The sequence below is a fragment of the Allobosea sp. 05T438 genome, from assembly GCF_056396025.1.
In genome coordinates, this window is the sequence record NZ_JBFTKQ010000002.1 from 203,855 (window position 1) to 217,857 (window position 14,003).

14 protein-coding genes and 1 tRNA gene are annotated in these 14,003 nt (G+C 66.1%); 8 read left to right on the forward strand and 7 right to left on the reverse strand.

Translation table 11 applies throughout. From position 1 onward, the window contains the following. The first annotated feature begins 3 nt into the window (after positions 1-3). A complete protein-coding gene (locus AC1DIN_RS04790) occupies positions 4-1,503 on the forward strand; it encodes a tripartite tricarboxylate transporter permease (RefSeq protein WP_476808885.1) in 1,500 nt (499 codons plus the stop codon). On the opposite strand, the gene AC1DIN_RS04795 is transcribed toward AC1DIN_RS04790, so the two are convergent. From AC1DIN_RS04795 to AC1DIN_RS04810, 4 genes are all read right to left on the reverse strand, one after another. Continuing rightward, positions 1,484-2,527 carry an SDR family oxidoreductase gene (locus tag AC1DIN_RS04795; RefSeq protein WP_441468523.1) on the reverse strand — a complete coding sequence of 348 codons (1,044 nt, stop codon included), beginning with the start codon at positions 2,525-2,527 and terminating at the stop codon, positions 1,484-1,486. The two genes, AC1DIN_RS04790 and AC1DIN_RS04795, sit on opposite strands and share 20 nt — an antisense overlap. A 194-nt stretch (positions 2,528-2,721) precedes the next feature. Further along, positions 2,722-3,219, reverse strand: coding sequence for a DUF2059 domain-containing protein (locus AC1DIN_RS04800; RefSeq protein ID WP_476808886.1), 498 nt, complete (start codon positions 3,217-3,219; stop codon positions 2,722-2,724). 116 nt (positions 3,220-3,335) lie between these two features. After that, positions 3,336-4,037: a ribose-5-phosphate isomerase RpiA gene (gene rpiA, locus AC1DIN_RS04805; protein ID WP_476808887.1), complete on the reverse strand. Its 702-nt coding sequence runs from the start codon at positions 4,035-4,037 to the stop codon at positions 3,336-3,338. A gap of 109 nt (positions 4,038-4,146) precedes the next feature. Then, positions 4,147-4,500: a hypothetical protein gene (locus tag AC1DIN_RS04810; protein WP_476809369.1), complete on the reverse strand. Its 354-nt coding sequence runs from the start codon at positions 4,498-4,500 to the stop codon at positions 4,147-4,149. Between the two features lie 198 nt (positions 4,501-4,698). Between AC1DIN_RS04810 and gph the strand changes: the two genes are divergently transcribed. Further along, the gene (gene gph, locus AC1DIN_RS04815; RefSeq protein WP_476808888.1) at positions 4,699-5,388 is read left to right on the forward strand and encodes a phosphoglycolate phosphatase; all 690 of its coding nucleotides are present in this window, start codon (positions 4,699-4,701) and stop codon (positions 5,386-5,388) included. A 36-nt stretch (positions 5,389-5,424) separates the two neighbouring features. Next, positions 5,425-5,499, forward strand: a tRNA-Val gene (locus tag AC1DIN_RS04820). A gap of 15 nt (positions 5,500-5,514) precedes the next feature. On the opposite strand, the gene AC1DIN_RS04825 is transcribed toward AC1DIN_RS04820, so the two are convergent. After that, positions 5,515-6,570: a hypothetical protein gene (locus tag AC1DIN_RS04825; RefSeq protein WP_476808889.1), complete on the reverse strand. Its 1,056-nt coding sequence runs from the start codon at positions 6,568-6,570 to the stop codon at positions 5,515-5,517. Between the two features lie 135 nt (positions 6,571-6,705). Here AC1DIN_RS04825 and AC1DIN_RS04830 point away from each other — a divergent pair, with 135 nt between their 5' ends. From AC1DIN_RS04830 to AC1DIN_RS04840, 3 genes are all read left to right on the forward strand, one after another. Further along, positions 6,706-7,635 carry a lytic transglycosylase domain-containing protein gene (locus tag AC1DIN_RS04830; protein ID WP_476808890.1) on the forward strand — a complete coding sequence of 310 codons (930 nt, stop codon included), beginning with the start codon at positions 6,706-6,708 and terminating at the stop codon, positions 7,633-7,635. Positions 7,636-7,812: 177 nt separating this feature from the next. Then, entirely contained in the window at positions 7,813-8,391 is a 579-nt protein-coding gene (locus tag AC1DIN_RS04835; protein WP_441468529.1) for a L,D-transpeptidase, read from the forward strand. Positions 8,392-8,970: 579 nt separating this feature from the next. After that, positions 8,971-9,879 carry a DMT family transporter gene (locus tag AC1DIN_RS04840; protein WP_476808891.1) on the forward strand — a complete coding sequence of 303 codons (909 nt, stop codon included), beginning with the start codon at positions 8,971-8,973 and terminating at the stop codon, positions 9,877-9,879. 84 nt (positions 9,880-9,963) lie between these two features. On the opposite strand, the gene AC1DIN_RS04845 is transcribed toward AC1DIN_RS04840, so the two are convergent. Continuing rightward, entirely contained in the window at positions 9,964-10,860 is an 897-nt protein-coding gene (locus AC1DIN_RS04845; protein WP_476808892.1) for a cell wall hydrolase, read from the reverse strand. A gap of 747 nt (positions 10,861-11,607) precedes the next feature. On the opposite strand from AC1DIN_RS04845, the gene AC1DIN_RS04850 reads away from it, so the two are divergent. Then, positions 11,608-12,201: a DNA polymerase III subunit epsilon gene (locus AC1DIN_RS04850; protein WP_476808893.1), complete on the forward strand. Its 594-nt coding sequence runs from the start codon at positions 11,608-11,610 to the stop codon at positions 12,199-12,201. Positions 12,202-12,388: 187 nt separating this feature from the next. On the opposite strand, the gene AC1DIN_RS04855 is transcribed toward AC1DIN_RS04850, so the two are convergent. Continuing rightward, complete coding sequence (locus AC1DIN_RS04855; RefSeq protein ID WP_441468533.1) at positions 12,389-12,751, reverse strand: gamma-butyrobetaine hydroxylase family protein; 363 nt, start codon at positions 12,749-12,751, stop codon at positions 12,389-12,391. 154 nt (positions 12,752-12,905) lie between these two features. Here AC1DIN_RS04855 and moaA point away from each other — a divergent pair, with 154 nt between their 5' ends. Next, a complete protein-coding gene (moaA, locus tag AC1DIN_RS04860; RefSeq protein WP_476809370.1) occupies positions 12,906-13,919 on the forward strand; it encodes a GTP 3',8-cyclase MoaA in 1,014 nt (337 codons plus the stop codon). Positions 13,920-14,003 lie beyond the last annotated feature (84 nt).

A 14,003-nucleotide genomic window follows, 5' to 3' on the forward strand; every position in this document is an offset into this window, starting at 1 on the left:
ACGATGGATACCTTGCTCTCGCTGATCAGCGGCTTCGGCGTCGCCCTCGAGYCCTCCAAGCTGCTGTTCTGCCTCATCGGCGTCTTTCTCGGCACCGCAGTCGGCGTTCTGCCCGGTATCGGCCCGGCGCTGACCGTCGCGCTTCTGCTGCCGGTCACCTTCAAGCTCGACCCTGCCGGCTCGCTGATCATGTTCGCGGGCATCTACTATGGCGGCATGTATGGCGGCTCGACCACTGCGATCCTGCTCAATGCGCCGGGCGAAAGCGCCTCTCTCGCCACCGCGCTCGAAGGCTCGAAGATGGCCAAGGCCGGCCGCGGCGGCCCCGCGCTTGCGACTTCGGCGATCGGCTCCTTCGTCGCCGGCCTGATCGCGACGATCGGGCTCGCCTTCCTCGCGCCCTGGCTCGTCGAGGTCGCGGTCAAGTTCGGTCCCTGGGACTATTTCGCCCTGATGATCGTCGCCTTCGTCACAGTGTCGGCGACCTTCGGCGACTCGCCGCTGCGCGGTCTCACCAGCTTGTTTCTCGGCATTACGCTGGGACTGGTCGGCATCGACAAGCTGACAGGCCAGGCGCGCCTGACCTTCGGCGTGCCGGAGCTGCTCAACGGCGTCGAAGTGACGACGCTCGCGGTCGGCCTCTTCGCCGTGGGCGAGGCCTTCTACGTCGCCTCCAAGCGCTTCCGCGAGCCGGAAGAGATCATCCCTATCAAGGGCTCGCTCTGGATGACGAAGGAGGACTGGAAGCGGTCATGGGCGCCATGGCTGCGCGGCACCGCCTTCGGCTTCCCGATCGGCGCCTTGCCGGCCGGCGGCGCCGAAGTCCCGACCTTCTTGAGCTACTCGACCGAGAAGAAGCTCTGCAAATACCCGGACGAGTTCGGCAAGGGCGCGATCGAGGGCGTCGCCGGGCCGGAGGCAGCCAACAACGCCTCGGCCGCCGGCACGCTGGTGCCGCTACTGACGCTCGGCCTGCCGACCTCGGCGACGGCGGCGATCATGCTCGCCGGCTTCCAGCAATACGGTCTCAATCCCGGCCCGCTGCTCTTCGCCGAGAAGCCGGATCTGGTCTGGGGCCTGATCGCCTCGCTGTTCATCGCCAACGTCATGCTGGTGATCCTGAACCTGCCGCTGATCGGGCTCTGGGTCCGGCTGCTCGCGATACCGCAGCCCTGGCTCTATGCCGGCATCCTCGTCTTCGCGACGATGGGCACGCTCGCGGTCAACGGCTCGGCGGTCGAACTGACCATGCTCTTCGTCTTCGGCTTCCTCGGCTACCTGATGCGCCGCTACGACTACCCGGTCGCGCCGATGGTGGTTGGCCTCATCCTCGGGCCGATGGCGGAGCAGCAGTTGCGCCGTGCCTTGCAGATCAGCCTCGGCGACCCGATGATCCTGTTGGAAAATCCGATCTCGGCGACACTGCTCGGCATCGCCCTCCTCGCTCTGGTAGCGCCATTCGCGATGAAGGGGCTGAACCGCTTCAAGGCCTCGGAGGACTGACGAGGCCGAGCCGCAGCAGGCTCTCGCCGGTCGCGACGAGAGCCTCGGCGGCAGGCCGCGGCTGCCATCCCAGCATGGCCTGCGCCTTGGCGCTGGTCGCGTTCTTGACGCGGCCGAGCTCCGGCGTCGCCGCCTGACGCGCCGTGGCGCTGAAGCGCGCGGCGAGGCGCACCAGCCAGTCCGGCAATACGCGGGTCGAGACGCCGCCCGCGCGCTCGCCGAGCCCGTCCTTCAACGCCTGGGCAATGGCCTGCATCGTCATGAAATCCCCGGCGGTCGCGAGAAAGCGCTCGCCCGCCGCAGCCGGGTCGGTCATGGCGCGCAAGTGCAGGTCGGCCACGTCGCGCACATCGACCACACCGAACATCAGGCGCGGAACCGCCCAGAGCCTTCCTTCCAGCATGGTCTTCACCAGCAGGATCGAGGCGGAAAGATCCGGCCCGAGCAGCGGGCCGAAGACGCCGACCGGATTGACCACGGCGAGTTCGAGCCCCTGCCCTTCCCCGTCGACGAAATCCCACGCGGCAAGCTCGGCCAGTGTCTTCGACTTCGGATAGGCGGCGAGGCCCGGCGCGGCCGGATTGGTCCAGTCGCGCTCGTCATAGGGCCGCTTCAGCGCGCGGCCATAACCTATGGCCGCGAAGGACGAGGTCAGCACAACACGCCTCACTCCCGCGCGGCGAGCCGCGCGGAGAACACGCAACGTACCTTCGCGCGCCGGACGGATCAGCTCATCCTCGTCCCTGGGGGCTGCTGACGCCAGCGGCGATGCGACATGCAGCACATGGGAGCAGCCGGTCATCGCCGCATCCCATCCTTCATCCTGCATCAGATCGGCGGCGGCGATCTGCAGGCGCTCGCCCGCATCGACACCCGCCCCTTTCAAGGCTTCCCTCAGGCGGCCTTCCCGCGCCGAGGAGCGCAGCGTGGCGCGAACATCGAAGCCCGCCGCAAGCAGCTTCAGGATGCAATGCCCGGCGACGAAGCCGGAGCCTCCGGTCACCAAAACGAGGTCGCGGGTCATGATCCGGGCTCCGAAAACTGCAACGGCGAGACCACGCAGATAGGTCGGGCTTCGGGCAAACACCAGCGAGCCAGCGAACCGCCGATGGAGGACATCGGCGGCACCGGCCCGGCTGACTGGCGCGCCATATGAAAACGCCTCCCCTTCCGGCGAAGGGGAGGCGTCGATGGCTGTGCGTTACCAGATCGGCAGCGTCAGAGCGTATGGCCGCGCTTGCGCATTTCTTGCGAGAAGCGATCGAAGAGATAGTTGCTGGTCTGCACGCTCCAGGGCTGCAAAAGCGGGAAGATTTCTTCCATCGCCTTGGCACGCAGGCTGGTATAGCGCTGCCCGACGTCAGACTTGAAGAAGCCGGCGACCGCCTTCAGATCAGATTCCGTCATCTTGCTGGCGAACACCGCAGCAGAAGTCTTGATCATCTCCTCGGAGCGCTTGTCAGCCTCGGCCTTCAGCTCGCCAAGAACGGTGTCCGTGTCTTTCGCCATTTCCGGCCGGGTCGCCACGAAGCCCTTCGCGCTCTCTTCGAATTCGCGATAGATGTTGTTGATGTTCTGCGTGACGCCGGTCAGCTCCATGACCTCGCGCGCCGCCTGGAGATGGCTCGGCGTCAATGTCGGCACCTGGGCAAAGGCAGGAGCGGCGCCCAGCAGCGCGAGGCCGAGGGCCAGGCTGGCGAGAATATGGCGGATCATGCGGTCAAAACCCCTTCATCGTTGACGAGCCGCCGATCAGCCCGGCAGCGTCGCCGGCCCTGCCGAGCCGACCGTTGTTTCGCGCGTTCCTTAGCGTGGATCGCGCAGGAATGGAATCATTCGATCTTGCCGAGCAGCTTGAGCCCGTCGGCACCGGCGAGGATCGCTCCCGACGCCAGACCGATGAACAGGCCGTGCTCCACGACCCCTGGCACCATGTTCAGAGCCTGAGCCAATAATTCCGGCCGCTCTATGGCGCCCAGATGAGCGTCGAGGATAAAATGGCCGCCATCGGTGACGAGCGTAGAGCCGTCGGCCCGCTGGCGCAGCGAGATCTTGCCGGCGGAGCCGGAAGCGGCGATGGCCTCAGCCACCGCGCGGCGCGTCGCCTCCAACCCGAAAGGCACGACCTCGATCGGCAGCGGGAAGCGGCCGAGCTTCTGCACCAGCTTGCCGTCATCGGCGATGACGATCATGCGGGCGGAAGCGGCGGCGACGATCTTCTCGCGCAGCAGCGCCGCGCCGCCGCCCTTGATCAGGCGCATCTGCGGATCGAGCTCGTCAGCGCCATCGACCGTCAGGTCGAGCTCGGGCGTCTCGTCGAGAGTCGACATCGGAATGCCCAAGGAGACGGCCTGCGCCTGCGTTGCCTCGGAGGTGGCGACACAGATCACCTCGAAGCCCGACGCGACCTTCTTACCGAGCAGATCGACGAAGTGCTTCGCGGTGGAACCGGTTCCGAGACCGAGCCGCATGCCCGGCCGCACGAGTTCGAGGGCGCGGGCGGCAGCCTGCTTTTTCAGATCATCGGCGTTCATAGGACTTGCCCGGATGGAGTTATCGAGACCGGCCGCTACCCACGGAAGATAGCGCCGCTCTCCTGCCGCGCCGCGCGCTCCATGTCCAGCGCGCGCAGCTCGCCAGGCATCATTTCGCTTGCGGCGTGCACACCGTCTTGTCGTCGAAAACGTAGCAGATGCTCATCTCCCCGGTGCGGATATTGACGCGGAAGATGCCGCCTTCGCGCTCATGCCGCGAGGGCATCAGCCCGTAGTCGCTCGGCGCCTGAGGCCCGGCCCCCTCGCCCGTCGGGAAGCACACAGTGAGGCCGACCCCGCCCTCCTTCAGCTGGAACTGACAGGCGCCGACCTCTCCCGTCGCCTTGTCGATGCGGTAGACGCGGTTGAGATCGGTCTGCGGCGCAGGCGCGAACTCGAACGGCCCGGCGAGCGCCGGGAGCGCGCACGACAGCGAAAGGCAGGCTGCCAATCCCAGGCACATCACGCCGGGCCGGATTGCGATGAACTTCGACATGACATGGTTCCCTGCCGCGGGGCGACGAATCGAGCGAACGATACCATCATGCGCGGCGAATTTGGGGAGGCGGTGAAGACTGTCCTTCCAAGGCGAAGCACTTGCCAGCCGGCGCGGGAAGCCCTTTAAGCCGGTCGTCTGTCGCATTGCCCGGAAAGCCACGCCATGAGCCTGCCCCCGATCGTCGTCTTCGATCTCGACGGAACGCTCGCCGAGACCGCACCGGATATCATGCGGGTTCTGAACGTCATCCTGGTGCGCGAAGGCCTGCCCGCATTGCCGTTGGACCGGGCACGCGAGCTCGTCGGCGCGGGCGCGCGCGCCCTGATCGAACGCGGATTCAAGGTATCGGGCCAGCCGCTCGATACTGAAACCCTGGAGCGGCTCTTCGAGGATTTTCTCGCGATCTACGCCGACGACGTCGCCTCCCACAGCCATCTTTTCGACGGCGTGCTGGGCGCGCTCGATGCACTGGCCGACGAGGGCTACGCGCTCGCCGTCTGCACCAACAAGCCGATCCTGCACACGCGCCTGATCCTCGACCATTTCGACATCGCCAAACGCTTCGCCGCCGTGGCGGGGCGCGACAGCTTCCCCTGGTTCAAGCCCGATCCGCGCCATCTCACGATGACCATCGAGGCGGCGAAGGCCGACGCTTCGCGCGCCGTGATGATCGGCGATTCCCGCACCGACATAGCGACGGCGCGCGCGGCGGGCATCCCGTCTATCTGTGTACCCTTCGGCTATACCGACGTGCCGATCGAGACACTGGAACCGAATTTCATCATCCAGCACTTCGACGAGCTGCCGAATGCTGTGGATCGTGCGCTCAATCTGGTGCCGGCACGTCCTTGACGGCGTGAAGCGCGCCGACTAGGAGAAGGCCGGTCCGGGCGGCTAGCTCAGCGGTAGAGCACTCCCTTCACACGGGAGGGGTCACAGGTTCGATCCCTGTGCCGCCCACCATTTTCTCCGACATCGTCAGCGCAGAACGCGTGCCGCGCCATCCGGCAGCGGCTGGCCGCCCTTGGCAACCCCGACCAGCTCCTCAGCGAACCGGGCTGCGATGGGCAGGCGGAAATGCAGGGGATCCCAGTAGTTTTCATCCCGCGCCGTGATCGGCGAGGCGTGCGCGTAATCGACCATTGTCGCGCCGTGCCGCCGCGCCAGAGCAGCAATCCCAGCCTTGCAGGCGGCATAACGCTGCCATCCCGCCGATCCCTCGCGGGGGTAGCCCATCAGATGTGCGGGCGGCAGGACGAGCATCACCTGCGTTTCCTTCGGGAAGGCAGCGATCGCCTCCTCCAGCCAGGCCAGTGCCGGAAAGCGCCAGGCCGCCCTTTCGGCGGCCGGCACCGGCACCGGCGGCAAGGGCGTCATATCCAGAGGCAGGCCGCCACTGCTCATGTAGATGTGGCTGCGCGCACGAGCGAGATCGTAGCTCGCCTCCGGCGGCGTGAAGACCTCGTAGCCGTCGCCGCGGATGCGTTCCCGCGACCAGCCGAGACGATAGGCCATCAGACGGCCGGCGATCTCCAGATTGGTCAGGTTGAGCAGCTTCGGCCAATCGGTCCAGCGAACCTCTCGCGAGAGCCAGTCCGGCATCGGCCGCGGCGTCAGGCGCTTCGCCGCATCGGTGGCGTCGGGCTCGCACCAGGTGACATCGAGGCCCCAGATGATTCGCTTGGGAACGCGGACATGCTCCCGGAACAGTCCGGCCATCTGCAACTGCTCCCAGGGCGTCGCCGCATTCATCGCGAGGTTGACGAAGCGCGCATCGAGCCCCCGCGAAAGCGTCTGCGGATCGAGCAGCCGCATGGTCGAGGTGCCCAGCACCGCCGCGTCGAAGCGCCCGGAGCGCACGAGCTGCGGGTACATGAAGCGCTGGTTGATATCCATGATCGGCCGCGCCGGCTGGCCCGCTCCGACCCGCATACCGAAAGGATCGAGCGCTCCGATGAAGACGAACAGCAGCCCGGCGCAGCCCGCCGCCGCCACCAGGAACCATCGCGACCAGACGATCCAGGCCTTCTCCATGCTGGCCCTGTACTCCAATTTCATGACCCTGACCGGTTGGCCGGCCGGCGCCCTCTTCGCACAGGCGATGCCTCCGTCACAACGCGGAAGGCGCCGCAGCTGGCAGCCGGCGCGCGAACATGCGAGAGAGGCCACATGATCTCAGGCGTCTTCCGCCGTCTGGCCAGCCCCGCGCCGCGGCTTATCGCCGCCCTGCTTGCACTCTGCCTGCTACCCGGGCCCGGGCATGCTGCGGAAGAGCCGTTGCCGCCTTCCTCCGGCATCCAGGATGCGCTGTGCCGCCTGATCGACGGCGCCGCGCAGCAACACTCGGTGCCGCCGGCCTTCCTGACCCGCCTGATCTTCCAGGAATCGAGCTTCCGCCCGCACGTCACCAGCCCGGCCGGCGCACAGGGCGTGGCGCAGTTCATGCCCGGCACGGCGCGCGAGCGCGGCCTCCTCGATCCGTTCGACCCCGAGCAGGCCGTGCCCAAGGCCGCCCATTTCCTGGCCGAGCTGCGCGACCGCTTCGGCAACTGGGGGCTTGCGGCGGCAGCCTATAATGGCGGCCCGAACCGTGTTGCCGGCTGGATCGCCGCCCGCGCGGCGGGGCAGACCCGGTTCCTGCCGACGGAGACCGAGAACTACGTCCTGCTGATCACCGGCGCCTCGGTCGAGGACTGGGCTCAGGATGCGCGCAACAGCGCCAATGGCGACGGGCGCTCGCCGCCGGCGCGACCGGCGACGCGCGATCAGCTGGCCGCCTGCGCGCCGACGCTGGTTGCGATCCGGCAGGCGCGCCCGGCCCTGCCCGTCATTGCGGAGGCGCCCTTCGCGCCCTGGGGCGTGCAGCTCGCCGGCAATTTCTCCAAGGCCCGCGCACTCGCCAGTTTCCAACGCGCCAGCGCTCTCCACCGCACGGTCATCGGCGAGCTTGAGCCTATGATCATCGGCACGCGCCTGCGCAGCCGCGGTACGCGGGCATTCTACCGGGTCCGGCTCCCCGCCGCGACGCGCGCCGAGGCAACCGCGCTATGCCGGCGCATCCAGGTCGATCGCGGCGCCTGCGTCGTCCTGAGGAGTTGACGCATTGCGGCCATGTTGCATGTGCGCAACGCGGAATGGCAAAGCTCGGAAGCTCTCAGGGATGTGATAAAAGCCCGATTGCGGCGGACCCGGGAAGCTGACAGGACGTTGAGGAGACGTTGACTTTTCCGTGTCAACTTCGTGTCCACACGCCGCCCCGACCGCCCGAGGTTCTCGATGATCCGCTCCATCCGTCTGGCCATGCTCGCCGGCCTTGGCCTGCTTGCCCTCGGCTCCGCCGCCCGGGCCGAAATCGATCCGCTGACCCGCCAGCCGCTCGTCCAGTATGTCGACCCCGCCAAGGCGCAGGCCACCGCCATTCCGCGCGAGATCGTCAGCTACCCGACGAACCAGCGGCCCGGCACGATCGTGATCAATTCCGCCGAGCGGCGCCTCTATTTCGTGATGCCCGACGGCAAGGCGATGCGTTACGGCGTCGGCGTCGGCCGCCCGGGCTTCGACTGGGCCGGCAGCCAGAGCATCACCCGCAAGGCCGAATGGCCGAGCTGGACCCCGCCGTCGCAGATGCTGAAGCGCCGTCCCGACCTGCCGCGCTTCATGCCCGGCGGCCCGGACAACCCGCTCGGCGCCCGTGCCATGTATCTCGGCTCGACGCTCTACCGCATCCACGGCTCGAACGAGCCGGAGACGATCGGCCAGGCCGTCTCCTCGGGCTGCATCCGCATGCTGAACGAGGACGTGATCGATCTGTACGAGCGCACCAAGGTCGGCACCCGCGTCGTCGTCGCGCGCTGAGCGGCTCACGCTTCACTACCGAGACAAGCCGGCGGAAACGCCGGCTTTTTTTCGTTTGGCCCACCCCCATCTTGATCGCCCGTTGGCGAGCCTCTCGGGACGCAAAGGCACCTGCGACGCCAGTGACGCGGATGCTGGGCTGCTGGTTTTCACCAAATGACGCCGTCATCCCGGGCTTGACCGGGGATCACTGCTAGAACCTTTCCGATCCGGCCGGGATGACCGCGTGGTTCCGTGAAAACGCAACGCCCTGGGAAGTGAGGATAGCAGAGCGCCGGGAGCTGCCAGCTCGCTTTGCCGCCCGGACATCTGATGTCGACCGCCCCCAGCCCCGTGCATTCGAATTCATCAGGCTCAACCATTTTCGTCAGATGATCCGAAATCATCGGCCAAATTCGCCATCCAGCAGTCAAAATTCGCGAACACGGCCGCTCGATTTCAACAACGATGCTTACGCGCGCCGGCCCCCCAGGCCGGGCGAAGCGGCTCAGAAAGCATCGGAACATAGTCATGGCTCCAAAGGACTGGACCAAGCGCGCCCTTCCCGTCCGGGCGCCGAAAGCCGGGCCTCGCTGAGCCGTGACGACCACGATCGAAAGCCAAGGGGCGGCGACTGAGGCAGCCAACCGGAAACTCGGTCAAATCCTGCTTGTCATCACGGCATGTGGCTGGGGCCTGAACTGGTCGGTCCTGAAATTCGTCCTGCTCGACTGGCCGCCTCTGTTTGCTCGCGGCATGGCTGGCCTCCTCGGCGCGGCCGGCCTGGCTATTTTGGCATGGCACCGCGGCGAAACGCTCAGGGTACCGCGCGAATTCCGCCTCCCGCTGATCCTAGCAGCCGGAATCAACGTGTTCGCCTGGATGGGCTTTACGGCCCTGTCGCTGAATTGGCTCAAGGTTTCCGAGGGCGCCCTCATCGCCTATTCGATGCCGATATGGGCGATGCTGATTGCATGGCCTCTGCACGGAGAGCGCCCTGATCGCCGTAGCCTGCTCGCATTGGCGCTCGGCGTTGCCGGCATCGCGATATTGATGGGCGGGCCCAACCTTGCCGTCCAAAAACTGCCGGGCGTTCTCTTCGGTCTCGCCGCCGCCATTCTCTTCGCGGTCGGCACCGTCATGGCCCGCAAGCCCATTGCGATGCCTTTCACGGCGCTGACAGCATGGCAGGTGGCTCTCGGCTGCTTGCCGATGGTCGCGCTCAGCCTCCTTCTGGAACGACCACATCTTCTTGCCTTGTCCGGCCAAGGCTTGGTCGGTCTGGCCTATATGGCGGCCGTCCCGATGGCGCTGTGCTATCTGACCTGGTTCGGGGCACTGAAACGCCTGCCGACGACGACTGCGGCAACGGGCATGCTGATTGTCCCGATCGTCGGAACCCTATCGGCCGTCCCTTTGCTCGGAGATGCTTTGGGGGCGCGGGAAATCCTGGCGATCGGCGTCGCGCTCAGCGGTGTCGCATTGGCGCTCCGCAGGACCCGCCGCTGACATTCGCGGACGCAAAAGCGTTTAGCGATCCAAGCTGTGCCGTAGGCTCAGCAATCGCAGGGGCCAGCGCAGCCCGCCTCATCTTCAGCTGTAGAAGATGTGCCGGCCGATCACGTCCATTTTCTTCAGCTTCTTCGCCCAGCCGGGCTGGACGTAGTCGGCGTGATAATGCATCGCGGCTCCCACCTCCACGAGATAGGTTTTGCCCTCGTAGACCTCGCGCGCGATGCGCATCGCCGCTTTCCATGCCTCGGGTTCGGTGATCCGCAAGGCCTTGCCCTCGCAGGCGAAGGTGAACTGGCAGGCAAGCTTGCGGTGGCGGTTCTGGAAGACCACGCCGCAGATCGTGGCCGGATAGACCCCGCTCTTGACCCGGTTGAGCACGACCTGGGCAACGGCAGCGCGCCCTTCTTCCACTTCGGAACGCGCCTCGAAATAGACGGCCTGGGCCAGGCAGCGCTCTTCGCGCTCCAGATGCTCGGGCTCGATCAGCCCCACATAGACCTGCCGTGGCTCAGGCTCTTTCCCCGGCACGACGATAAAGCCCGTCGGCGTGACCCAGGCGATCGTCGCGCTTTCGCTCGTCGGCGTCACCGAGGTTTGCGCTGCGCTCGCGGCAGGGCGCGGGGTCGTTCCATCATTTTTCCCCGGGCCCTCGCCCGAGCGTTGCGCTGCTCCGGGCGGAGCCTGCTCGCTCTTCTCGCTGTCGTGCAAGGCGCGCGCGAGACTGTTGCGCCACTTGCCCCCCGGCTCGTGCACGATCGACAGCACCAGCAACGAACTGTCCGGCCTGCCGAACATTCCGAAATCATCGGCAAGGAGACGGCTTGAGGCAAGCGCCTTCGGATGGAAGCCAAGTGTGCGCTCATCGACGCCGAGCGGGACATGCGACAGGGCGGGCGACGTCGTCGGCAAGGTCTTGGTAGGCAGCACGACGAGAGCCGCGAGCGCGAGCAGCGCCTGCGGGACGATGCGCTTCATGGAGTACGCTCCGGAAATATAGGGTCAGCCGAGCAGGCGCAGCACCGATCGATCGGCGGCGAGATCAGCGGCTCGTTTGACTGGAACTTGCTGGGAAACAGGAAGGGTGACGAGCTAGCGTTCCGCCCTTGCGGGGATCAGGCGGGGCTGGATGGCGGGGCTAGTCGAAGGCTTTGGTCGTCGGTCGATACTCGGATCAGCCGCAAGACTGCAGTGGTTCGCAGGCCATTTGCCACGGCAGGAGAATGCCAGGGATATGCTCTGTCGCATCGTCGGCCTTCGGCTTCATCGCGGCGCCATGAGCGATGACTGCGCGCCTTGCGGCGCAGGACGAAAGCCTTCCGAAATACGCCCCTACCTGCACGAGCGAACGCCCTGCCTATACCTGAAATTAATCCTATTCTCTTCGCAGACATCTGCGCCGATATTACTTTCACTCAACGGTCCATTAACTCCACATTAACGACGCTACGGATCGATCTACGCGCCCTATGAAGAGAGACTTCGGCAGCTTTGTGACCTGATCTACCTGGCACCGAAATCAACAACCGCCGTTCGCCGCGGACGCCCGGCACGCTCGGGCACCCCCGCATGCAGTCCGAATGTGGATGAAGCTCGGATTTCGACTTCTTGGGTATATTCGGCCAGCGGCGATCCGGGTCCGTGCCTCGCCGCTCGAAGCGACCGTTTGCCTCGGAGTCAGTCGGATATGCGCAGGTTCACAGCGAGAAGAGACCAGGGGGATCGATGCCGCATTTCTACGTTGTGACCGACTGCGAATTCGATGGGCCGATACCGGGCGCGAATTCGATGCTGTCGTTCGGCTCAGTGGCAGTATCAAGCACCGGCAGGATCCTCGGCGAATTCGAGGCTGTTCTGGAGCCTCTCGACGGCGCTGAACAAGACGCGGGAACCATGGCCTTCTGGCAGACGCAGGCTGAGGCATGGGCGGCCGCGACAAGCAACCCGGAACCAGCAGGGGCTGGCATCGAGCGATTTGTCGATTGGGTCAAATCGCTGGATGGCGAGCCCATTTTCGCTGCCCACCCGGTCGTCCTCGACGGGTTGTGGATCGACTTCTACCTGAGACGATTTACCGGACGGCCACTATTTGAAGGCCCCTGGGTGCCCGACCGGCTCTTCAGGCATCCGCCTCTGTGCATCATGTCGATGGTCGCTGGCAGCACGGGGCGAGGACATTGGCAATGTGATGTCGAGCACTATCCGCCGGAATGGCTTGGCTCCATCGAACACACGCACCGCGCAATTGACGACGCTCGGGGCTATGCAAATCTCCTGAAACTCGTGGCCCTCGGCCGGCAAGCCAGCCGCGACCTTTAGCTGCCAAGAGCAAGGTCCGCCTTCCATCCCATTCCGAGGTTCAGCCGAGACAACGAGGGCACCGCGGCGGGAGGCGAGCCAGGCGACGATCCTCCGTACCCGCGCTCCAGCGCGGATTGCGTGGCCCCTGGCGCTGCGGCTTCGCTTCGTCGAAGTCGCCGACTCCTGCAGCGGATCGGAACGGCTCCTAGCGCTGCCGATCGCGGGAGAGCCCCTTCTCCGCCAGCGCGGCCTCATAGGCCTTCATCTTCTCCTGCGCCTGCTCCCCGAGCTCGCGCAGATAATCCCAGGCATAGATGCCGGTCTCGTGCATGTCGTCGAAGCCGAGCCTGACGGCGTAGTTGCCGACCGGCTCGACCCTCAGGATCTCGACTGCGGCCTTGCCGGCGACGATCGTCTTTTGGCTGGGATGGTGACCCTGGACCTCGGCCGAGGGGCTTTCAACGCGCAGAAGCTCGGCCGGCAGCGCAAAACTCGCCCCGTCCTCGAAGGCGACGTGCAGGGTGCGACGGTCCTTCGACAGGCGGATTTCGGTCGGCCAGGATGACATGATCGTGTACGTCCCTCGCAGGCTGCGGCAGTCATGCGCTTGACCTTGGCCGCAGTGGTGCCAATGTCTTGCTATAGCAATGTGCAAACCAGTCCGCATCCTGGGCGGAGCGGGCTGGGCGTTGGGAGTTGAGGCAGACGTGCTGCTCGACGACATGAAGCCGCTGACGCGGTCGCCACTGGTCGATCCGTTCGGCCGGAAAATATCCTATCTGCGCATCTCGGTAACGGATCGCTGCGATTTCCGCTGCGTCTACTGCATGGCCGAGAACATGCAGTTCCTCCCCCGGAAAGAGCTGCTGACGCTGGAGGAGCTCGACCGGATCGCCACCGCCTTCGTCAGCCGCGGCACGCGCAAGCTGCGACTCACCGGCGGCGAGCCGCTGGTGCGCCGCGACATCATGAGCCTGTTCCGCTCGCTCTCGCGCCACCTCGCCTCCGGTGCGCTGGACGAGCTGACCCTGACGACCAATGGCTCGCTGCTCTCGCGCTATGCCGACGAGCTCGCCGGCTATGGCGTGCGCCGCATCAACGTGTCGCTCGATACGCTCGATGCCGACAAGTTCCGCGAGATCACGCGCCGGGGCGACCTCAAGGTCGTGCTCGCCGGCATCGAGGCGGCGCGCAAGGCCGGCATGCGCGTCAAGATCAACGCGGTGGCGCTGAAGGGCGTCAACGACGACGAGATCGAAGAGCTGATGCTCTGGTCGCACGGCCTCGGCATGGACCTCACCCTGATCGAGGTCATGCCAATGGGCGAGATCGAGGTGGGCCGCATCGACCAGTACCTGCCGCTCTCGGTGGTGCGCGGGCGGCTGATGGACAAGTACTCGCTGGTCGACGACCCCTACCGCACGGGCGGGCCGGCGCGCTATGTCCGCGTCAAGGAAACCGGCGGGCTTGTCGGCTTCATTACGCCACTGACCCATAATTTCTGCGAGAGCTGCAACCGCGTGCGGCTGACCTGCACCGGCACGCTCTATATGTGCCTCGGCCAGGAGGATGCTGCCGACCTGCGCGCCGCCGTCCGCTCCTCGCAGGACGACGCCCTGCTCTACCGCGCCATGGACGAGGCCATCGCCCGCAAGCCGAAAGGCCACGACTTCGTCATCGACCGGCGCCATGCGCGCCCGGCCGTAGGCCGGCATATGAGCGTCACCGGCGGCTGATCGGCCTGGATGACGGCCGCCGCTCGCTTGACCGGCCCGGCGAATGCGGTCACCGTCAGCTGACGGGTGGAGTTGCTGCGGGTC

Excerpts from the sequence above, each read along its gene's own strand:
- AC1DIN_RS04795 (WP_441468523.1), bottom strand. The coding sequence starts at position 2,527 with ATGACCCGCGACCTCGTTTTGGTGACCGGAGGCTCCGGCTTCGTCGCC.
- AC1DIN_RS04800 (WP_476808886.1), bottom strand. The coding sequence starts at position 3,219 with ATGATCCGCCATATTCTCGCCAGCCTGGCCCTCGGCCTCGCGCTGCTG.
- rpiA (WP_476808887.1), bottom strand. The coding sequence starts at position 4,037 with ATGAACGCCGATGATCTGAAAAAGCAGGCTGCCGCCCGCGCCCTCGAA.
- AC1DIN_RS04810 (WP_476809369.1), bottom strand. The coding sequence starts at position 4,500 with ATGTGCCTGGGATTGGCAGCCTGCCTTTCGCTGTCGTGCGCGCTCCCG.
- gph (WP_476808888.1), top strand. The coding sequence starts at position 4,699 with ATGAGCCTGCCCCCGATCGTCGTCTTCGATCTCGACGGAACGCTCGCC.
- AC1DIN_RS04825 (WP_476808889.1), bottom strand. The coding sequence starts at position 6,570 with ATGGAGAAGGCCTGGATCGTCTGGTCGCGATGGTTCCTGGTGGCGGCG.
- AC1DIN_RS04830 (WP_476808890.1), top strand. The coding sequence starts at position 6,706 with ATGATCTCAGGCGTCTTCCGCCGTCTGGCCAGCCCCGCGCCGCGGCTT.
- AC1DIN_RS04835 (WP_441468529.1), top strand. The coding sequence starts at position 7,813 with ATGATCCGCTCCATCCGTCTGGCCATGCTCGCCGGCCTTGGCCTGCTT.
- AC1DIN_RS04845 (WP_476808892.1), bottom strand. The coding sequence starts at position 10,860 with ATGAAGCGCATCGTCCCGCAGGCGCTGCTCGCGCTCGCGGCTCTCGTC.
- AC1DIN_RS04850 (WP_476808893.1), top strand. The coding sequence starts at position 11,608 with ATGCCGCATTTCTACGTTGTGACCGACTGCGAATTCGATGGGCCGATA.
- AC1DIN_RS04855 (WP_441468533.1), bottom strand. The coding sequence starts at position 12,751 with ATGTCATCCTGGCCGACCGAAATCCGCCTGTCGAAGGACCGTCGCACC.
- moaA (WP_476809370.1), top strand. The coding sequence starts at position 12,906 with ATGAAGCCGCTGACGCGGTCGCCACTGGTCGATCCGTTCGGCCGGAAA.